Raw genomic sequence first — 19,790 nt, 5'->3', positions numbered from 1 at the left:
CGGTTGGTGATTACTGAATTCATGAAAGACAGGTTCGCAAGTGTTGAAGCAGTATTTGCAGCCGCAATAGACCGCGGTGAGATCACCGCCGACGTTCCGGTTGACCAACTCATAGAACTAGCAGTGGCTGCACCTTATTTCCGCAAGCTCATTCGTCACGAGGCAATGGACGAGGATTGGTTGGACCGACATCTTGATCTGCTTTGCAGTATCGCGAAAACCAATTCAGGGCAGTGACCATCCTTTACTTTGCAATCAAAGCGACCAGTAACGGGCGCGAGATTACGGCAGAGCATCAAATCATGATCAATAGCATGTCCAGCCAGTTCCTAATAGCGGCTGCTCCAAATGGTCTTGGCAAAGATTCGCAATGATATTTCTTCGAAGTGTGCAAAGTCCGCTTTCTGCGCATTCCGGTCATTGGGGCGCCGTGCAGCATTGATCAAAGAGGGCTCAGTTTGCCGTTCTCCGCAGCAACCATAATTGACTGGAGCAGCCCAAAGTTGACCTCCAAAACCGTGCTTTGCCAACTACTAGTACGCAGCTAACCCAGACATTCGAGAGACATTCTGAATATCGCTCACTTTTTTTCCGCTTCATCTTCCACCTTCTTAAGAAGACAGCTGACGCTTAGGTCGAGTGCGTCACTAAGAAGCTTCAGCGATTCAAGGGTTGGCTGATGTCGACTTGTTTCCAACAATGATATGTATCGCACACTTTTACTGGCCTTTCTGGCGAGTTCCTGTTGGGTTAACTTCCTAGATCGCCTCTCACGTCGCAAAACTACAGCAAACGCTATCAAGAAGGTGTTTATGCGCGATTGCTCCATAGTAGGGAGGAATCGCGCAAGATGTGCGCTTCGTCCACGAAGTATACTATGAATTTTTCATTTTTTGCCATACAAGACCCAGTGTTGAAGAAACATGAGAAACAAGGTGAGGTCAAACAATGGCGGGCAACGAGCTACTTTCAAAAGAGCAGCTAGATCAAATACTTGACGCTTTAGAAGAGCGATTGAATTTCCTACAGGATAGATCAGAGCCACTAGCGCCATCGCAGCAAGTATTTTCTGAATCGCAAAGACCAAAATCTAACACTGGGCGGCAACGGTCACCCTATACTGGTCAGCTGCACTATAAGGTTTTGGAAGAAGACCAAATTTGGTTTCAACAAACCGCGCGCTATACCGTGTACAGCAAGGGCAGTTCTTTAGTCACACGCGCAAACTTTTTGAGACACACCGTTGAAAAGTCGGCTCAGTATGCAAAATGCAGTCTGGAACACAACAGCAAGTCGTTTGGCGGGCGACTTCCAAAAGGGTATCCGCATCCGAAACTGTGTCCACGTAAAACCAAAAATGAAGGCTTAGTGAAATGGCGCCCACGGGAGGACTCGAACCCCCAACAGCCCGATTAGAAGTCGGATATTCTATCCAGTTGAATTACGTGGGCGCAAGTTAGCAGTTATTGAACAATGTCGGCAGATAAGTCAACTTGGTAATTTTCTGATAACATCACCAATTATTTCTCCTTGTAATCAGAAGGTTGCGTGTTTTGGTGACAAACTGGGGGTTATTGGTGCTCTATCCAGTTGAGCTACGGGACCGCTGGGCCCTTCTTGCTGTTTTTACTTCCGGGGTTCAAGAGCCAAGCGCATAAAGGCGCTGTTCGGGTCGTCTTCATATCCAAAAATCGGACCGCAATAGGAATACCCAAGCTGTTCATATAGCTTACGGGCGGCCGCATATTCCGGCAGATGTTCCGCACCTGTTTCCAGAACCAAAGCCGCCACCCCTTGGATGCCGGCCTCATCTGTCAGGTGGTTCATCATCTGACGCGCCAGACCGCGTCCACGCAGCTTCGAGATGATGTGAACAGACTTCACCTCGGCCGTTCCGTCCGGCAACGCCTTTAACGCTCCGCAGCCGACGGGCCGTCCGTCCTCAAACATGGCCCAGAACCTGATGCCCTCGGCAGCCAGAGCCTGGGCATCCATAGTATGGTTGCTCTCCGCAGGTCCGGCAGTTTCGCCATGGGCGAAATGCGCCTCGATCAATGGGCGCAGCGCGTCCGAGGTCGGATCGGCCTCATGGATTTCGATCATTTAGTGGGTCCAGGGCGCGCGCCGATCGGTGGCGAAATTCTCACCATAGCCGCTCGCACGCAGGTTGGGTTTGCGTTTGTGCGGTTCGCTGACCTGGACTTCGATGCCATTGTCTTTGGCATAATCCAGCGCCTCTTCCTTGGTGTCGAACTTCAGGCGCACTTGAGTTTGCGTATCGTCGGAAGACGTCCAGCCCATCAGCGGATCAACCTCACGCGACGACGCGGGCGCGTATTCCAGAACCCACTTGCGGGTCTTGGCCATCCCCGAAGTCATTGCGTTCCTGGCAGGCTTGTAAATCCGTGCGCGCATGTCGCCCCTCCGTCCTCACTTGGCTGAGATTGTTTATGCGTCAGAGTACAGGCTGGGACAAGATGGGATTTGTCGCGGCTGGTCACGCCCTGATGTCAGAAACTGTCATCAGGGCCTTTTATAAATTGTGCAACGCCATCAAGAGGACACCAACATGATCCACCATAGAAAAAGCCTGGAAATCGACGCTCGGCCCGAATCCCTTTGGGCTATTCTAAGCCGTTTCATGCATATCGACGAATTCGCACCACAAGTCGCCTCGGTGGACGCGCTGACGACTGGGCAAGACGGCGTCGGGTCGAAACGGCGTTGCCACTTTGAAAACGGCACCTCGCTGGTCGAGGAAGTGACGGATTGGCAAGTCAACAAAGGCTATCGCGTACGCTTGTCCGAGATGCCGGCGATGCCTTTGACCCAAGCACATGCAGCCATCACCATCGAACCCCTCGCGAATGGCCATTCGCGGGTCGTCTGGAGCATGGATTACCAGATGAAATATGGCCCGCTGGGCTGGCTGATGGGTCAAACACTGATGAAGGCGATGATGGGCCGGGTTCTGGAGAGCAATCTGAAAGCGCTGGCCGACAAGGTGCAATCGGTTCAAATCCCCGATGCACAGTATGCCTATTACTGAAACTGAGTTTCTGAACCGGATCAGGCCTTGCAGTTGGACAAAATAAGAACAAATGTAAGGGCCTGACCCGGAGCCTGCCTATGCCCTATGCCCATTCCGACAAGACACAGCTGACCGCTGATGACGTTCGCGCGCGCCTGAAACTCGAGGGCGGCAAGCAGTTCGTCATGCATACCGAGTTCGCGCCTGCTGGTGATCAGCCAACTGCAATCAAGGAACTGACCAGCGGTATCTTTGACGGCGAAAGAGAACAGGTTCTGCTGGGCGCGACGGGGACCGGTAAGACGTTCACTATGGCCAAAGTGATCGAAGAAACCCAACGCCCTGCGATCATCCTTGCGCCCAACAAGACGCTGGCGGCCCAGCTTTATGGCGAATTCAAAGGCTTCTTCCCGGAAAACTCGGTCGAATACTTCGTCTCCTACTACGACTATTACCAGCCCGAGGCCTATGTCGCGCGGTCGGATACCTATATCGAGAAAGAATCCCAGATCAACGAACAGATCGACCGGATGCGCCACTCGGCCACCCGAGCGTTGCTGGAACGCGATGATGTGATCATCGTGGCCTCGGTCTCGTGTATCTACGGTATCGGATCGGTCGAAACTTACGGCGCGATGACGCAGGACCTGAAGGTCGGCAACGAATACGACCAGCGCCAGATCATGGCCGATCTGGTCGCCCAACAATACCGCCGTAACGATCAGGCGTTTCAGCGCGGTTCGTTCCGGGTTCGGGGCGATTCACTGGAAATCTGGCCTGCTCACCTTGAGGACCGGGCGTGGAAGTTTTCGTTCTTTGGTGAGGAGTTGGAGACTATCACCGAATTCGACCCGCTGACCGGCGAACGCGCCGCGTGGATGGAGCAGGTGCGCGTCTATGCGAATTCCCACTACGTGACGCCGAAGCCAACGATGAACCAAGCGATCATCGGCATTAAAAAGGAACTACGTATCCGGCTGGACCAGCTGGTCGGCGAGGGCAAGCTGCTGGAAGCCCAACGGCTGGAACAGCGCACCAACTTCGATCTGGAAATGCTCGAGGCCACCGGCGTCTGCAACGGGATCGAAAACTACTCGCGCTATCTGACCGGTCGCGCACCGGGTGAGCCGCCCCCGACGCTCTTCGAGTTCATCCCCGACAACGCCATCGTCTTCGCTGACGAATCCCATGTCAGCGTGCCGCAGATCGGCGGCATGTACCGGGGCGACTATCGACGCAAATTCACGCTTGCCGAACACGGGTTCCGCTTACCGTCCTGCATGGACAACCGCCCCCTCAAGTTCGAGGAATGGGACGCCATGCGCCCGCAATCCGTCTTCGTCTCGGCGACGCCTGCGAAGTGGGAGATCGAACAGACCGGCGGCGTTTTCACCGAACAGGTGATCCGCCCCACCGGGCTCTTGGACCCCGAGGTCGAAATCCGCCCTGTCGGCATGCAGGTCGACGATCTGCTGGACGAGGTGCGCAAGGTCGCCGCCGACGGCTATCGCACGCTGGTCACCACCCTGACCAAACGCATGGCCGAGGACCTGACCGAATACATGCACGAACAGGGCATCAGGGTCCGCTACATGCACTCGGACATCGACACGCTGGAACGCATCGAAATCCTGCGCGACCTGCGGTTGGGCGCGTTCGACGTGCTGATCGGCATCAACCTGCTGCGCGAAGGGCTCGACATCCCCGAATGCGGGCTGGTCGCCATTCTGGACGCCGATAAGGAAGGCTTCCTGCGATCCGAGACCTCACTGGTTCAGACCATCGGCCGCGCCGCGCGGAACGCTGACGGGCGGGTGATCATGTATGCCGACAAGATCACCGGCTCGATGGAACGCGCGCTGGATGAAACCAACCGCCGCCGCGCCAAACAGATCGCCTATAACGACGAACACGGCATCACCCCCGCAACGGTGAAGAAGAATGTCGAGGACGTTCTGGCCGGTCTCTATCAGGGCGACGTCGACATGAACCGCGTCACCGCCACCATCGACAAACCAATGCACGGCGCGAACCTCGAGGCGCATCTGGACGGCCTGCGCGAGCAAATGCGCAAAGCTGCCGAGAACCTGGAATTCGAAGAGGCCGCCAATATCCGGGATGAGATCAAACGTCTGGAAGCGGTCGATCTGGCCATCGCCGACGACCCCATGGCGCGTCAATGGGCGGTCGAGAAAGCCTCGGAAGACGCGGTGAAGTCGCGCGGGCGTTCAACGGCTGGCAGGCCGGGGCAACGGGGCGGGAATGTGAAGAGAAGGAAGCGGTGATACCACGAGCTGTTTGATATGTTCCCAGACAAACGTCATTTGGTACCAGTTTCTTTAGTTTTTAGCCCCAAACTGCTGCGCTCGTAGCATCATAAAATTTTACTTCTAAGGGATTTCCAACACCTCTGTTCTCCGCCATTGCCTGAGCCTTGGTGGCAATCGACTGATTAGGCGCACTCCCAGGATCGCCGTGTAAGCTCACGTAGATGGTTTTACACCTACCTCGAGCAATCTCCCTCAGAATGTGATTATCATTGTCAGCCAGCGAGTGACCATGAATGAAGAGACAGCTGTTTTTCTGATCAACGTTAGCTCTGAAGCTTTTTAGGCACTGAAATAGATACGCGTTGTGTTGGATTTTTATGGCTTTTTGTACTGTGTCGCCTTCTGCGACAAATAATGGGAGCCGACCTGACATCATCGCGTGCCAAGATTGATCTTTCAGTCTCTCATCTTTTCTGATCCACGTGAATTTTTGAAGTTCGTTTCCGGCATCGAACAGGTGAAGTGCGCCATGGAGATAATAGACGTTCGAACGCATTCGACTGCCTTCACCTTGCCAAGTAACGTAGTCCTCTTTTTGACGTGGATCATCATCTCCAAAGCCATCAACTGATTTAAGATCAACTTTAGATCCGTCAGAGAATTCAGTGTGCATCAAGGTCCAATATAGCAGCAAGTCGTAGTTCAATGTGTAGACATTGCCGCTCGCGCTAGTGCCAATGAAGTTATTGAGAAAATACCGACAATGGAGAAACTCATCTTCATCCAAGTCGAACGGCCCATCGGGGTGGTTTCTGGTCACAGTTCCAATTAGTATTTTCTTCAGATCGTTCGCATCCCTTTGCATCGCTTGTCTTGGGCTCGAACTGCTTGGATAATAAACTTTTGCAATCGACGCGGCGTTTTCAAGTGCTTTGATCGCAACCTCAAAATCTGTTGTTCCTAGAGCTTTGAAAACGTTTGGTAGATTGGGGTTTTTCGAGAAATCTGCATTATCAAAAAGCGAACCATAGGTAAAAATCTTCGGTTTGCAGGCAATGCTAAATCCGTTTCCGAGCAGTAGGTGACGCTTGTTGTAATTCGAACTATCGTCAAGTGCCTGTTGGAATGTAAGCAATTGCATTTATTGATCCAATCGTGGGTGTCTAATAGATATCTATCGGAGACTTATTGGAAATATCACTTTGAAAATTCATGCAATGGTAGAATTTGTCGCGCCCAAATACTTGCTTAAGATGTCACTAGCCGGGTTGCACCCCGCCCCGCCCTCCTCCACGTTTGAAATCACAAATTGTGATTCCAAACGGTTGCCATGACAAAACCCAAAAACCTGCCCAGCACTCATGAAGTCCAAAGCGCCATTCACCGGGTGCGCGGCACTCGCGTGGTGCTGGCCGAGGATCTGGCGCAGTTCTATGGAAAGTCCGTCAGCGCCTTTAATCAGGCCGTCTCGCGCAACAAGGACCTGTTCGAAGGCTACCGCTTTCAGCTGACCGATGCCGAGGTCGGTGATTTGCAATCACGGAATGTGATCTCAAAACCCAAAGGCCGTGGTGGGCGGCGGGTCAACCCGTGGGTCTATACGGATTACGGCGTGGCCATCGCTTCGGCCCTGTTCAAGGACCCGCGCGCCATCAAGATCACGCGAATGATCACCGAGGCCTTTGTAGACGGCGCAAATGCGCTGGCCGAGACCCCGCGCAGTGTGCCGGAAATTCTGCCGCCCGAGGACGCCCCTGCCCCGCTGCTTTCCAATGGCGATCAACTGCGTGATCTGGCCGAAAACATCCTCGATTCCGGTCAGCAAAGCCTTGTCGACTATATCGCCAACCCCACCACCAAGCGGCAACAGGCGGTGGCGATGATCATGAAAACTCTGGCTGAGACCGCAGGCGAAGAGGTGCGCACCCAGCAGGAACGCCTGCGCCTGCGCATTGCCGAACGTCTGGCCACCGGTGACTACACGGACGACGGCGACCGGAAACAACTGCTGGAATTGCTGCAGGCGATGAAGGGCTAAACACCCAATTCCGCCCGTAATTTCTTGGTCAGCTTGGCCACGACCAGACCATAGGACGTCAAGATATGCTCGCGCAGCGACGCATCGCTCATCCCGCGTTCGTCATAGACCTGTAGCCATTTCATGCCCCGCGACGCCAGATAGGGCGCTGGGCGGATGCCGGGTTCGCTGCCCAGCACCTCAAAAGCCAGATCAGTCGCCTTGAAAGTGAAAGCATCCTTGCCGTCGTTCCAGCCACAGAGCGCAAAAACCTTGCCGCCCACTTTCCATACATCCGCATTGCCCCATTGCACCACATGGCTGGTGGCTTTGAGGTTGGCACAAAAGCTGTTGAATTCATCGCGGGTCATCAGCCCAATTTTGGCGATTGGGTGTGGTTTGGCAAGCGCTGGGCGAGGTTTTATCCCTTGTCCCAGTGAACCACCACATCAAACCCCGCAGGGGATGGTGGGCCTTCCAGAAATTCGGCGAAATGGCCCCAAAGCTTGGCCACTTTGGATGCGTTTGCGTTTGATGTTTCCTCGCTTTGGACAACTGCGACGACAAATCCGGTGCCGTCCTCGTTCATGACATTGGTAAAGCTGTGCATACCTTCCATGCCCATAATCTGGTCTTTCAGTTCATTCATTTTGGCCTCGGCAGCATCCCGCATGCCAGGCTTCATTTTGAACTGCGTAATACGTGCAAACATGACTTTTCTCCCTTTCAGGGCGAAATCCCCCACTGACGGCCGAATTGGCGCGTCACGTGTACTATAGCATAGATTTGAATGTTCGGGTCGAGGTGATCAGGGCCGGACGAACTTGGCCGTACCCACCTGCCGCTGAGGCGCCGCCGCAGCTGGTTGAGGGTCCGCAGCCGGTTGGGGAGTTGCGAACTGAGGAGCCGTCGCCCCGCAGGCAACACCATCTCCATCCGTATCGTTGCGCGCGTGATATCCCGGCTCACCGTCCCAGTACGGCCCGGGTACAAGCGCTTCGGCGGCCTGACAACCAGCCAACGCTACCAAATGCAAAAGGGCATCGGGACTTTCGAATTCGGATGTTCGCAAAAAGACACCCACCGCGATCGCCGCGGTGGTGGCGGGCAACATGAGGATCATGAAAATGATGCGTACAGGCGACAACGCTCGTCTGCGCAGCGCATCCGCGCGCCGATGCCGCGCTGCAGCTCTTTGGTTTTTCTTATTCGAGCCCTGCTCGGAATCATTGAGCGCCATACCCGACACTTAAACCGGGTTTGTGGCAAAACCGAGACCCGAATGCCCCTCTCGCGCATAGGTCGCTATGCGGATAATGTTGCGTCCAGATGAACCCCCAAGGCTAAAACACCGATGACCAAAACCGACCCGTATCGCCCGGTTGATGACACAGCCTGCCAAATGGCCCGCGACCTGATCGAAAACGCGACGTTCGGCGCGCTGGCCGTGCTGCGCCCCGATACGACGTTACCTTCTGTGTCGCGCGTAGCTCTTGCAACGGATGATCGGGGCCGGCCGGTCACGTTGATCTCAACCCTGGCCGACCACACCCGGGCACTGACCACCAATCCGGCCTGTGCCCTGTTGATTGGTGAACCCGGTAATACAGGCGATCCGTTGACGCACCCAAGGCTGACGCTGCATGCCAACGCGCAGTTCGTCGCCAAAGGAGCAGAGAAACACGCCGCGCTGCGCGCGCGGTATCTGAGCCTGAGGCCCAAGGCCAAGCTCTATGCGGACTTCACCGATTTCGGATTTGTCACGTTCACCATTTCCGATGCGATTTTGAACGGCGGCTTTGGCAAGGCATGGCGCCTTGCCCCAACAGATATCTGGACCGATCAGCGCACCACATGAACGGCGCAGGCCGCATGGCGCACCACATGGTTAGTCGTAGAGCCCAGCAACAGATCCTGCATCCCCGGGCGGTGAGACGCCATGATAATCAGGTCGGGCTTATGTTCGACCGCCCAATCAAGAATTGTCCGGCCCGAATGACCCTCGACCAGAACACCTTTGGCGTTGGGCAGTTTTTCCGCAAGCGCGTCCAGTTCCATCTGCAGCGCCTTGCGAGCTTCGGCCAGATACTCGGGCGGCATGTAAGAAATGGCGTAGCTCGGAATATGCTCGACCACATGCAGCAACGTGACCTGTGCATCCGATGTCGCCAGTATTTCGGCCAGCTTCAACGGCCCCGAGATATCCCTTTCGGCATCAAAGGAAATGGGGACAAGAATATTATGATACATGACGCGCACCTCCGTTTTCACGCCTGAAGCCTGCACTATCTCAGGCCGTTAGGCATTGATTCAGATCAGGCTCCACCAAAGGTCCCGGCCACCTCATACATCACGGGCTCAAAACTTTTGCACAGCTCGTTAATCTGCCGATTGCGGTTTCGCATTTCCGTGGTGCGCAGCATCGCCAGAAAGTCCTCGCGGCGTTCCCATTGCGAATAGTTGGCGATCCGGGTCTGCGCGTCATTCACGTGCAGTCCCGCGGCGACAAATCCGGGCTGTTTCGAGATGAATTCCGCATAAGCATCCGTCAGAGCTTCCAGCAGGTCCTGGCAGGTGCCGGGCGTCATTTCAAAGGTCGTGATAACTGTCTGGACGCTGGTGTCTTTGGCAATCTTCGGCATCTGGATTCTCCTCTATCTGTATCAAACCTAACATAGGTTTTGAAAAGGTCTTGTGTTTCCTTTGCCATTCAGCGGCGTAGAGTTCCTGCAGATTTGAGCCAAATCCTAACGATCCGTTAACCATGCTGGCGGATGCTGCACGCATGCGCCGGGTTTCGATCATTCTGATTTTGCTGTTGGCAGCCTCGCCAGCCTGGTCCGGTGCTTGGTTGCGGGATAAGGGCGCAGCTTTTGTATCGACTGCCGTAACGGCGTTTAAGGAACCGGATTACGGATACGACTACAAAGGGTCATTTTATGCCGAGTATGGGTTGCGAGAGAATTTAACGCTTGGCCTAGACGTTGAAGAGCACCGCGACATTTATGGGCATGCTCTGGTGTTTGCCCGCTTGCCTGTCGCCGAGTTCGAAAAGGCAGGACGCTTTGCTGCCGAGATTGCAATCGGTGCTCATCATCGCCAGATGCGAGCCTGGGCCTTGTACAAAGCCACGCTTTCGTACGGCAAGGGGTTTCAAACCGGCTGGGGCAATGGCTGGATCGCCATTGATGCTGCGCTGGAGTTTCGAACGCATGATGCGGTATATCGCAAGTTGGACCTTACTGCAGGCCTGTCATCCCCGCGCCTTATCAACCCCCTGCTGCAGATCGAAACCGCGTACCAAAGCAACCACCCGCTGCACTGGAGGATCAAGCCTTCGATCATGATCCGCACCAAGGACAGCCCCACCACGTGGGTTCTAGGCTTGGAGCGCAATGATGCCCGCAAAAATACGGGCATCAGGCTGGCAATCTGGAATACGTTCTAGAACGCCTGTGGCACGCGCCGCTTAGTATTCCATACGCATGATGGCCGACACCGAACCGCTGACAGGCAAAGGCCAGCGCATTTGGATGGTGTCCTGATTTGCGCCCTGCTCTAGCTCGACATAGGGCGTGGCGTGAACGATCTGCCCGCCCGCATTTCTGAGCGGCCCCAACACCGTAACCGCATCGCACCCGCGTGCCTTGCCGCCAAAGGGCAGCCGGCCGTCAGCAGGAATGGTCCAAACCGAGGATGCCGATTGTTGCGAGCGTCGGATCCGCAACGGGTTTTCCACCTTTGCGTTGATGCCATTGAACGTGTTGTCTTCGAAAATCACGTTCAGATGCGCCGAATGGTTCAGATCGGCAAAGCTGGTATCAACGCGGTCGACCCGGTCGATGCGACCGCTGCTTGAACGAAATTTATTCCCGGTCACGACCACTTCGTTCAAATAGTGCCCGGCCCCATGAGGGCGAATGACGATCTGACTGAACCACGGCGCGACTTCGCTGGCATAAAAGATGTTGTCCGAAATGGTCATCGAACTGAAGGAATACCCGCTCGTGTAGACCGGGTTTGCGTCCCGCTCGTTGGTCCATTCGACAAAGCAATTATCGACATAATTCTCGGAAATGGTCGAGCTGTTATAGGTCCCGGTCATGATCAACCCGGCACTGCGGATACCCTGCGGAATGCTGTCACCCTGGAAAAAGTGGTTGCCTAAGATCAGGTTGTTGGATCCGGCCAGCACAGCAAAATGCAGGAACCGCACGGCGCGATTGTGCCGTAGTTTGATATCGTTTGCGTTGGCATTCAACGCGATGGATTTGCGGTCGGAAACGTTGAAGGATTCTTCGGTCGACAGGAACTGGCAATTGTCGATAAGCATCCCCTGACATCCTGTCCCGTGCGAGGTGATGCCGCGATCCTTGGGCCGGCTGATAAAGCAATTCGTCACCGCGAAGGTACTGCCAGACGGCGCAAGTCGGATCGCGCTGCTGCGACCGTTACACTGAAATTCGATCTCTTCCATGCCAAATTTGCGCAACGTACTGAAGCCGCTGAAATCCTACAGGTATTTGAACGACTGGAACGTGAAGGTTTGCGTCCCCGCCGCATCAAAGAGCGGGTCATTCAGCCTGATCTCTCCGGCACCGACATCCTTGGAGCGCACATAGATTTCACGCCCAACACCATTGCCCTGCACCAGCGCGCCAACCGGAATGTTGGCGATGTTCTCCACATTGGTCAGCTTGGTCGAATCCGCCGGGTTGTAGGGTGCGACGGAGGTGAAAGTCTCGGTATCCCAGGCCGCGCTGCTTTTGACATCGAACTGCCCGTTACGGACGATGCGCCGCGTCGAAAAACCGCCCTGCCGGTTCGGAACGGCAGCGGCCATGTCGATAGGCGCCGTGACCGAGATTTTACGCCCGCCCATGTCGAGTGATTCATGATCCGAATTGTTCAACAATGCCTGAAACGCTTTTTTGAACGCCAGCTCCTCGTCCCCGAAAGCTGCGATGTAAGCCGGAAGGTCGAAGTTCTTTGTCAGCAACAGCATCTTGTCGTCAGGCATGGTGATAGTGCCTTCAAAATCCATCTCGGACGACATCGACGTGTTCTGCGCCAGCAAATAAGTGCCTTTCGGGACATAAATCCTGCGACCGCCAACTGCCTGGTCCGCTGCTTCGAACGCTACGGAATCGTCGACGACGCCATCGCCGATTGCACCATAGTCACGCACGTCGACAGTGCTGATCATTTCGCGCAGGAAGATACTGGTGACATCGGTAATCTCGATATCATCGACCCGAACGAGCGAACCATTGGCACCGTCGATGTTCAAACCGAAATGCCCATAAAGCGCTGCAACGCCCCAGGGCATATCGACGCCCGAGCGTTGACCATTGCCAACGATGGCCGTGATTTCATGCACGGTGCCGTAACCCGAAAGCTGCGTGACCGGCCCCTGATCGACCACAACGGTTACCTGCTGGTCCCCGGCCCCGCCCGCCCAAGCCGCAATACGAACCTGCGGCAAGGGACCGCTGATCGCTTTGACCCGCGCCTTGATCTGCAAATAGCACCCCGGGAACAGGGGCGTCTGCCCCATATAGCGCAGCTGTTGGGTTGTCTGCACCTTCAGGATTTCCAGACAGCCGCCGAAATCCGGGTCTGCCGGAACGAATGCCCCATTCGGTGCCCCGTTATAGGTTGGCGAACCTGGTGTCCCGTCGCCTCTGGACCAGACGCTCAGACCATTCGCAAAAGCAGGTGGCATGAAGACGATACCGTCGGTGATTGCCTTGTTCATAGAAATCCCTTTCCCAATTGCGCGCAGCAGGTCACCGCGCGCTCAAACCCAGTGTCCGCGGTTGCCCGAACGCAAAAGCCTGAGTACCGAATAGGGATTAACCGCCGCTCATATCACCGTGACGGTGGTGTTGCATCACGCGGCCGGATCTGAGTTCCCCAGAAGTTGCACACCATTGATCTTCCAGCCGTTTTCTTGCTGGACCATCTGATAGTCCAGAACGTGCACTTTCCCATTGCCATCCGTGATCATGACCTTCTGCCACAATGCACCAGCAACCTCTCGCAGTTCCAGAAAGCGAACATCTGCAGGTCTCCAGACCATGGGATAGCCATTGCGAACCATGGCTCCGAAGTTCTCGGGCGTTCCGAAAAAGGTCTGGATATTGGGACTTGCAAAGTTAAAGGCCGTTACAAAGTCATCTGCCTTGAAGGCCTGTATCTGCGCCGCAATATTTGCCTCGATCTCGGCACTTTGGGCGAACGCTCCCGTGGCCAGTCCGGCACTGAGCGAAACAGCAAGTAGTAAACGACGCATGGGGCCACCTCCTGTTGAAAGAGTAGCCCCATGCGGTTTCAGGTCAAATCGGCCAGATCCCCGGCCAAAGCCTTGTCGATCAATGCGATGGTTTCGGGCACGCCGTAAAGGGCGATGAAACCACCAAAGCGTGGACCCTGCGAGGCACCAAGCAGCACTTCATAAAGCGCAGTGAACCAGCCGCGCATCGGGTCGAACCGCTCGCGTCCGATGGAATACACCACCGATTGCAGCGCTTCGTCCTCAACCGGGCCATCATAGGCCTCAAGCGCGGCTTTCAGTGCTTCCAGCGCTTCGCGTTCCTGATCGGTCGGCGCGCGGTGCTGGCGGGTGGGTTTGACGAAATCGTTGAAGTAGCGCACCGCAAACCCCGCAGCCTGATCCAGATCAGGATGGGTGTCGGGCGTGGCCTCGGGTGCATAGCGACGGATAAAGCCCCACAGCGCCTCTTTGTCCTCGGCCCCGGAAACCGACGCCAGATTCAACAACATCGCAAACGGAACGATCAGAGTGGATTCCGGAACGTCCCCACCGTGAATATGCCAGACGGGATTGTTCAGCTGCGCTTTCAGCTCCTGCCCTGGATAGGCTCGCAATTGCTGGTGGTATTCGTCATAAGCTTTCGGGATCACATCAAAATGCATCCGCTTGGCCGTCTTGGGCTTTTGATACATGAAGTAAGTCAGGCTTTCGGTCGGCGCATAGGTCAGCCATTCGTCGATCGACACACCATTGCCCGAAGATTTGGAAATCTTCTGACCGTTTTCGTCCAGGAACAGTTCATACGAGAAATGCTCGGGCGCGCGGCCACCCAGCGCACGACAGATCGCGTCATAGATCTTTTCGTTCGTGGCGTGTTCTTTGCCGTACATCTCGAAATCAACGCCCAGTGCGGCCCAACGCGCGCCGAAATCCGGCTTCCACTGCAGCTTGACGTGGCCGCCTGTGACCGGAACGGTCCATTCCTTGCCCGTCTCATCGTCAAAGGTCACGGTGTAGGTCTCAGCACAAACCTTTTTCATCGGCACATACATGACCCGCCCGCTTTCGGGGTGCAGCGGCAGGAAGATCGAATAGGTCTGCTTACGTTCGTCACGCAGGCTTTTGAGCATGATCGCCATGATTTCGTCATAACGCTCAACCGCACGCTTCAGGATCTCGTCAAACCGTCCGGACTCGTAGAATTCCTTGGCCGAGTAGAACTCATACTCGAAACCAAAGGTATCCAGAAAACGGCGCAGCATCGCGTTGTTGTGCTCGCCAAAGCTGTCATGCGTGCCGAACGGATCAGGCACCGAGGTCAGCGGGCGCTGTAAATGCTGTTCCAAAATCTCGGGGTTGGGCACGTTGCTGGGTACCTTGCGCATGCCGTCAAGATCGTCCGAGAAACAGATCAGCTTGGTCGGAATATCCGACAGCGCCTCGAACGCGCGCTTGACCATCGTCGTTCGCGCAACTTCGCCAAACGTGCCGATATGGGGCAGACCTGAGGGACCATAGCCTGTTTCAAACAGCACGTATCCCTTTTCCGGAGCCCCTTTCTGATAGCGTTTGAGCAACCGGCGCGCCTCTTCAAAAGGCCAGGCCTTGGACGACATTGCGGTTTCACGCAGTTCAGACATCAGATTTGCTCCATCGGGAAAAACAGTGTCGATCGCCCGATGCAACCGACCGACCCCTCCTATTGTGCCGGTGCAGCATGAGTCAATAAAGCGCGCTGTTTTTCCTGATGGATTGGCCGATTTAAGCGGTCAACTGATCCAGTTTGGCAGCCCAGATAAAGTCATTCTCACTCAGGCCACCGATTTCATGGGTCGTCAGTTTGACGTCCACATATCCCCACCCGAAGCAGACATCCGGATGGTGCCCCTGCTGATCGGCCAACCAAGCGCAGAGATTTGCAAGATAGGTCGCTTTGGCAAAGCCTTTGAACTTGAAATTCCTGCTCAGCATCATTGCGTCTGCATCCAATTGCCAGCCCGACGAAAGCTCGGCCATGTGGGTGTTAGCCTCATCGCGTGTCAAAGCCGGGACGCCGCCGGAACAGGGCACACAAGTACGGTCCGAAAGACTGCAGGTTTCTCCTGATGTGGTCATGATCCGTTTACTCCGCTGCGGTTGCTTTTGGTGGGAACTTATTGGGCAACAATCCTAAGGATTGGGCCTTATGCACATCCGCCAACAGATCACGTTCGGCGGCCGCAAACAGCTCCTCAGGTGAGTTTAACACGAAATAGCCCATCTGGTGCATGTCGATCCGATAGGGGGTGCGCAGGATTGTCATAATGTCGAACGGGTCCCGATCGGGGATGTCGCTCTCGACGGCATAGACAAGCTCGGTCGGCGAAGACGCAAGCCCTGAGCCCAGCGCCTTGATCTCACCATCCTGACGACGCAGACCAAATTCGATTGAGAACCAGTACAGTCGGATCAGCCAAGAGTAATCCTTGTCGCTGGCCTGTACCCCGGCCTTCCCAATGGCATGGCTGAAAGCCGCAAAGCGGGGATCGCTCAGCAAGGGCGTATGACCGAATATCTCGTGAAAGATGTCAGGCTCTTCGATATAGTCGAAATCTTCGCGCGAGCGGATAAAGGATGCGGCGGGAAAGACCCTGTCTGCCAGCATGCCGAAAAAAGTCTTGAACCCGATCAGCGCAGGCACCGGTTGGACCCGCCAGCCGGTCATGTCCAAAAGCCGCTCAGAGATATCTGCACAGGACGGCACGGTGGTTTTTGGCAGGTCCAGCCGCTCCAGCCCATCCAAGTAGTCCCGCGCCATATAGCGCTGAACGTTTTCCTCCTGGGCCGCGTAGAGGTCGGCCCAAACAGTATCCTCTTCCGGCGTATACGCGATATGGCCGCGCGCATCGGCAACCTTCGCGGCGTATTTGGTCGACTTGGGCATCACTTTTCCTCCCTCATGAAAAGAATACGCCATCTGATTGAAAAATTTGCTTTGGATTAACGGGTGAATTCCAGTATTTTGGCAAATACATGTCATTGAGTCATGATTTATGAGACAAACCCTTCAACCCGCCGATATTGCCATTTTGCAAGAACTTCAGATGGATGGCCGCCAATCCATGCAGGACCTTGCGGATCGCACGGGGTTATCCGCATCTCAGTGCTGGCGGCGTGTGCGCGACCTTGAGGCCGCTGGTATCATTTCCGGCTATACCGCGCAGGTACGCGCCAAGTCTGTCGGGTTGAACGCCATAGCCTACGTTCACGTAGCTTTGCGCGAGCATCAGGAGGACAGCATCAACGCGTTCCTGCGCCTGATTGAAACCGAACCTCAGATCGTCGAGTGCGCCTCAATCACCGGTGATCACGATTTCATTCTGAAAGTCTATGCCAAGACCCCAGAAGAGCTTGAGCACTTCATTATGCAGCGGCTTTTGAAATCCGGACTTGTGCGCGACACGCGTAGCAATTTTGTATTGCGACAAACCAAAACGCGCGGTCCTTTGCCCATTCTCTAGCCTCGTCGAAGCGAAACCCGTTGAACCTGCCCGCTTGCCCTCCTATCGTGCTGACGCAGAAAGTCTAATCAGGACGACACCATGACCGAACAAGTACCCCACCCAATGTCCCCTCAGGATTGCCTTGTGGCGATCATGGTTGCAATCTCTGCGTCTGATGAGACCATCCGCACCGCTGAGTTGGTCAAGATCGAAGGCGCGGTCAATATGCTGCCGGTTTTTGCCGAGTATGACATCGACCGAACCCGCCGCGTTTCGCAAACCGTGTTTGACCTGTTTGAACAAGAGGACGGGCTGGACGCCCTGTTCGGCCTGATCCGCGACAACCTGCCCGAACGGCTGAACGAAACCGCCTATGCACTGGCGTGTGATGTGGCCGCCGCCGACGGCTCGTTGGCGGAACCCGAGCTGCGCCTGCTTGAAGAAATTCGTTACGAGCTGAGCATTGATCGCCTGCATGCCGCCGCGATCGAACGCGGCGCGCGGGCACGTCACACCACCTGATCTTAGCTTCCGGCCATTGAGCCCCAGCGTTCGATCAGAGCGCGCTGGAGTTTGCGCGAGCGATTGTTCCAGCTTCGCGCGCCTTGTGGTCGTTCGCGTTGCGCGCGCGGGATCGTGGCCCGGTGGTCGACGTCGGCGGTGAAAATGGCAAAGGCCAGTTCCGAGCCGCCCGGCGTTGTGATGAAGCCGCCAAGACCAGAAACAAAATTCAGCGTACCGGTCTTGGCATCGACCTTGATCGGGTGATCTTTGACAGGCCGCCCCTGACTGTCCGCAAGGGTGAATTTTTTCAGCAATGGTTTCAATGCGCCCGCTTGTTTCGCCGCGATCAGTGCTGTCACCAAAGCGCCCGGTGCCATTCGGGACGCATCGCTTAGACCCGAGTGATCCATCATCGCGATCCCTGTCACGCCATATGTCTCGGTTGCCCAACGGTTCATCTCGGCCGCAGAATCCACCAAGGTTTGCAGATTTGCACCACGCGCTTGCGAGGCCGCCATACCGACCATCTCAGCCGTCAGGTTGGTCGAATACTTCAACATGCCGCGCAAGATACTGTCCAGCGGATCACTGTGATGCACCACAAGTAAGGTTCCCTTCGGTGCTTCGCGCATGACCTGCACGCGACCCAACTGGATCCCATTCGCGCGCGCCAGCGTCTTGAACACATCCCCCGCATAAAGCGCAGGCTTGCGCACCGGCAACCACCGCGCCCCACCAGTACCAAGCGCCCCTTGCGCCACGGTCCAGCGGTCTTGCCGCGCGCTGGATTCATAGGTGTAGATAGGCGCTTTTCGTTTCTCAATCTGCATAAAGGCCACATCGACCGACGGCTTGTACCGCGCGCTGCGCGCATCCATGGAAACGTCATAACGGGTACCATCACGTTTCCACTCAAAGTGCACCCGGTTGAAATTTAACGATATGCCACTGATGGAAGGGCTATAGCCCAGATGATCCGGCTGCCCCGGGTCGATGCTGAACACATAGGGCAGCGCCCCCTCGTATACTTTGAACGCACCCTGAACCTCGGAAATCCCAGCCTCACGCAAATTCGCCGCCATATTGGCCAACGCATCGGTGTCCAGCAGCGGGTCGCCACCTCCCACAAGGATCAAGTCACCCTTCAGGATACCATTTTCGATCAGCCCATCCGCCATCAGGGCGGTCTCGAACCGGTAGTCCGATCCCAAGACATCCAACGCATAAAGAGCTGTCAGCGCCTTGGCCACGCTTGCCGGCGGCAGCCCTTGATCGCCGCTGAACTCTTCCAGCTGCGTGCCCGTTGTTGCATCCGCCACCGCGAACACCACCTCACCACGCAGCCCGGCCGCTTGGACAAGCCGCTCGACCCCGGTCGGTACGTCGCCTCGCAATTGAGGGCGCAACGAGACCAAAGGCGCCTCGGCCAGCACAGCAGAGGGGATCAAAGCCGCCCCCAGCCCTGCCAAAAATCCACGTCGAGAAAATCGATCAGTCATAAGTCGAATAAAATCTCACAGATTAAATACGCACAACCACAGATATGGATTATGCGCGCATGGGGCTATTCCGGCAACACTTCAGCGCTCCAACCGCCGTGCGCCCGGATTTGGCTAGAACTGACATCGACCATCGGTACGTTCACGAAACACCACGCGGGCGCATCTGCGCGGCCCAGCAGACGCCGCGCCTGCCCATCTATGCGGTACCTGGCATAAAGCCGCGCAGCAGGGGACATTCGCGCAGAAATCCGGTCGCCGGGGCGCGCAATCACACCCACAGGCACGCTGTCCATGATCAGCCGCCAATTCTTCCACTTATGGAACTGAGCCAGATTATCCGCGCCCATGATCCAGACAAACCGCACTTTGGGATAAAGACGCCGCAGTTCGGCCAACGTATCCGCCGTCGCCCGCGTTCCTGTCAGCGACTCGATATCCGTCACCTCGACCCCAGGGTGTTGCAGCAGCCCGCGTGCCGCCGCCATTCGCTGCGCAAGCGGCGCAGGCCCCCGCGCCTTCAAGGGGTTGCCCGGAGACACCAGCCACCACACCCGATCCAGCCCAAACGCCTTCATCGCCTCGAGCGTGACATGCACATGTCCATGATGAGGCGGATCAAAAGATCCACCGAACAAACCCACGACCTGCCCAGGGTGCGCATATGGAATATCGCTTCGCAACATCCTTTGCTGATGTTCAGAACTGCG

General features: G+C 55.8%; 23 protein-coding genes, 1 tRNA gene and 1 pseudogene. 8 read left to right on the top strand and 17 right to left on the bottom strand.

Going from position 1 to position 19,790, the window contains the following annotated elements; genetic code table 11:
- The coding region (locus DHN12_RS10630; RefSeq protein ID WP_234416621.1) for a TetR-like C-terminal domain-containing protein at window positions 1–237 on the top strand (237 nt) is incomplete at its 5' end.
- Between the two features lie 343 nt (window positions 238–580).
- On the opposite strand, the gene DHN12_RS25220 is transcribed toward DHN12_RS10630, so the two are convergent.
- From DHN12_RS25220 to DHN12_RS10610, 4 genes are all read right to left on the bottom strand, one after another.
- Window positions 581–829 (bottom strand): helix-turn-helix transcriptional regulator, encoded by a 249-nt coding sequence (locus DHN12_RS25220; RefSeq protein ID WP_108860168.1) that lies wholly within the window; start codon window positions 827–829, stop codon window positions 581–583.
- 545 nt (window positions 830–1,374) lie between these two features.
- Window positions 1,375–1,451, bottom strand: a tRNA-Arg gene (locus DHN12_RS10620).
- 175 nt (window positions 1,452–1,626) lie between these two features.
- Window positions 1,627–2,103, bottom strand: coding sequence for a GNAT family N-acetyltransferase (locus DHN12_RS10615; RefSeq protein WP_108860167.1), 477 nt, complete (start codon window positions 2,101–2,103; stop codon window positions 1,627–1,629).
- A complete protein-coding gene (locus DHN12_RS10610; RefSeq protein WP_108860166.1) occupies window positions 2,104–2,415 on the bottom strand; it encodes an ETC complex I subunit in 312 nt (103 codons plus the stop codon).
- Window positions 2,416–2,569: 154 nt separating this feature from the next.
- On the opposite strand from DHN12_RS10610, the gene DHN12_RS10605 reads away from it, so the two are divergent.
- Both DHN12_RS10605 and uvrB read left to right on the top strand, forming a co-directional pair.
- The gene (locus DHN12_RS10605; RefSeq protein ID WP_108860189.1) at window positions 2,570–3,049 is read left to right on the top strand and encodes an SRPBCC family protein; all 480 of its coding nucleotides are present in this window, start codon (window positions 2,570–2,572) and stop codon (window positions 3,047–3,049) included.
- Window positions 3,050–3,129: 80 nt separating this feature from the next.
- Window positions 3,130–5,316 (top strand): excinuclease ABC subunit UvrB, encoded by a 2,187-nt coding sequence (gene uvrB / locus DHN12_RS10600; protein ID WP_108860165.1) that lies wholly within the window; start codon window positions 3,130–3,132, stop codon window positions 5,314–5,316.
- Window positions 5,317–5,377: 61 nt separating this feature from the next.
- On the opposite strand, the gene DHN12_RS10595 is transcribed toward uvrB, so the two are convergent.
- Complete coding sequence (locus DHN12_RS10595) at window positions 5,378–6,442, bottom strand: DUF4917 family protein (RefSeq protein ID WP_108860164.1); 1,065 nt, start codon at window positions 6,440–6,442, stop codon at window positions 5,378–5,380.
- A 189-nt stretch (window positions 6,443–6,631) separates the two neighbouring features.
- Between DHN12_RS10595 and DHN12_RS10590 the strand changes: the two genes are divergently transcribed.
- Window positions 6,632–7,339, top strand: a complete 708-nt coding sequence (locus tag DHN12_RS10590; protein WP_108860163.1) for an ORF6N domain-containing protein — start codon at window positions 6,632–6,634, stop codon at window positions 7,337–7,339.
- On the opposite strand, the gene DHN12_RS10585 is transcribed toward DHN12_RS10590, so the two are convergent.
- From DHN12_RS10585 to DHN12_RS10575, 3 genes are all read right to left on the bottom strand, one after another.
- On the bottom strand, window positions 7,336–7,689 hold the full coding sequence (locus DHN12_RS10585; protein ID WP_108860162.1) for an MmcQ/YjbR family DNA-binding protein: 354 nt from the start codon (window positions 7,687–7,689) through the stop codon (window positions 7,336–7,338). The genes DHN12_RS10590 and DHN12_RS10585 overlap by 4 nt on opposite strands.
- Before the next feature lie 50 nt (window positions 7,690–7,739).
- On the bottom strand, window positions 7,740–8,030 hold the full coding sequence (locus DHN12_RS10580; protein WP_058273445.1) for a hypothetical protein: 291 nt from the start codon (window positions 8,028–8,030) through the stop codon (window positions 7,740–7,742).
- Between the two features lie 96 nt (window positions 8,031–8,126).
- Complete coding sequence (locus DHN12_RS10575) at window positions 8,127–8,432, bottom strand: excalibur calcium-binding domain-containing protein (RefSeq protein ID WP_373455756.1); 306 nt, start codon at window positions 8,430–8,432, stop codon at window positions 8,127–8,129.
- Between the two features lie 240 nt (window positions 8,433–8,672).
- Here DHN12_RS10575 and DHN12_RS10570 point away from each other — a divergent pair, with 240 nt between their 5' ends.
- On the top strand, window positions 8,673–9,176 hold the full coding sequence (locus DHN12_RS10570; RefSeq protein ID WP_108860160.1) for a HugZ family protein: 504 nt from the start codon (window positions 8,673–8,675) through the stop codon (window positions 9,174–9,176).
- On the opposite strand, the gene DHN12_RS10565 is transcribed toward DHN12_RS10570, so the two are convergent.
- On the bottom strand, window positions 9,161–9,568 hold the full coding sequence (locus DHN12_RS10565; RefSeq protein WP_108860159.1) for a universal stress protein: 408 nt from the start codon (window positions 9,566–9,568) through the stop codon (window positions 9,161–9,163). The two genes, DHN12_RS10570 and DHN12_RS10565, sit on opposite strands and share 16 nt — an antisense overlap.
- Window positions 9,569–9,633: 65 nt before the next feature.
- Complete coding sequence (locus DHN12_RS10560; RefSeq protein ID WP_058273448.1) at window positions 9,634–9,960, bottom strand: antibiotic biosynthesis monooxygenase; 327 nt, start codon at window positions 9,958–9,960, stop codon at window positions 9,634–9,636.
- A 122-nt stretch (window positions 9,961–10,082) separates the two neighbouring features.
- Between DHN12_RS10560 and DHN12_RS10555 the strand changes: the two genes are divergently transcribed.
- Entirely contained in the window at window positions 10,083–10,766 is a 684-nt protein-coding gene (locus DHN12_RS10555; RefSeq protein ID WP_234416620.1) for a hypothetical protein, read from the top strand.
- 21 nt (window positions 10,767–10,787) lie between these two features.
- Here DHN12_RS10555 and DHN12_RS10550 read toward each other — a convergent pair.
- The 5 genes and pseudogenes from DHN12_RS10550 to phhA all read right to left on the bottom strand — a co-directional run bounded on the left by DHN12_RS10550 (window position 10,788) and on the right by phhA (window position 16,518).
- Window positions 10,788–13,076, bottom strand: a pseudogene (locus DHN12_RS10550) (glycosyl hydrolase family 28-related protein).
- Window positions 13,077–13,211: 135 nt separating this feature from the next.
- On the bottom strand, window positions 13,212–13,613 hold the full coding sequence (locus DHN12_RS10545; RefSeq protein WP_108860158.1) for a DUF4864 domain-containing protein: 402 nt from the start codon (window positions 13,611–13,613) through the stop codon (window positions 13,212–13,214).
- Window positions 13,614–13,651: 38 nt separating this feature from the next.
- Complete coding sequence (locus DHN12_RS10540) at window positions 13,652–15,235, bottom strand: lysine--tRNA ligase (protein ID WP_108860187.1); 1,584 nt, start codon at window positions 15,233–15,235, stop codon at window positions 13,652–13,654.
- Between the two features lie 121 nt (window positions 15,236–15,356).
- The gene (locus tag DHN12_RS10535) at window positions 15,357–15,710 is read right to left on the bottom strand and encodes a 4a-hydroxytetrahydrobiopterin dehydratase (RefSeq protein ID WP_108860157.1); all 354 of its coding nucleotides are present in this window, start codon (window positions 15,708–15,710) and stop codon (window positions 15,357–15,359) included.
- Between the two features lie 7 nt (window positions 15,711–15,717).
- Window positions 15,718–16,518 carry a phenylalanine 4-monooxygenase gene (phhA, locus tag DHN12_RS10530; RefSeq protein WP_108860156.1) on the bottom strand — a complete coding sequence of 267 codons (801 nt, stop codon included), beginning with the start codon at window positions 16,516–16,518 and terminating at the stop codon, window positions 15,718–15,720.
- A gap of 109 nt (window positions 16,519–16,627) precedes the next feature.
- Between phhA and DHN12_RS10525 the strand changes: the two genes are divergently transcribed.
- Both DHN12_RS10525 and DHN12_RS10520 read left to right on the top strand, forming a co-directional pair.
- Window positions 16,628–17,095: an Lrp/AsnC family transcriptional regulator gene (locus DHN12_RS10525; protein WP_108860155.1), complete on the top strand. Its 468-nt coding sequence runs from the start codon at window positions 16,628–16,630 to the stop codon at window positions 17,093–17,095.
- Window positions 17,096–17,176: 81 nt separating this feature from the next.
- Complete coding sequence (locus DHN12_RS10520) at window positions 17,177–17,599, top strand: tellurite resistance TerB family protein (RefSeq protein WP_108860154.1); 423 nt, start codon at window positions 17,177–17,179, stop codon at window positions 17,597–17,599.
- Between the two features lie 2 nt (window positions 17,600–17,601).
- Here DHN12_RS10520 and dacB read toward each other — a convergent pair whose 3' ends face one another.
- Window positions 17,602–19,080, bottom strand: a complete 1,479-nt coding sequence (gene dacB / locus DHN12_RS10515) for a D-alanyl-D-alanine carboxypeptidase/D-alanyl-D-alanine-endopeptidase (RefSeq protein ID WP_108860153.1) — start codon at window positions 19,078–19,080, stop codon at window positions 17,602–17,604.
- 65 nt (window positions 19,081–19,145) lie between these two features.
- Complete coding sequence (locus DHN12_RS10510; RefSeq protein ID WP_108860152.1) at window positions 19,146–19,766, bottom strand: nicotinate-nucleotide adenylyltransferase; 621 nt, start codon at window positions 19,764–19,766, stop codon at window positions 19,146–19,148.
- Between the last annotated feature and the right edge of the window lie 24 nt (window positions 19,767–19,790).

The organism is Ruegeria sp. Alg231-54 (genome assembly GCF_900143525.1).
GTDB lineage: Bacteria > Pseudomonadota > Alphaproteobacteria > Rhodobacterales > Rhodobacteraceae > Ruegeria.
This window is presented reverse-complemented; position numbering and strand designations above follow the sequence as displayed.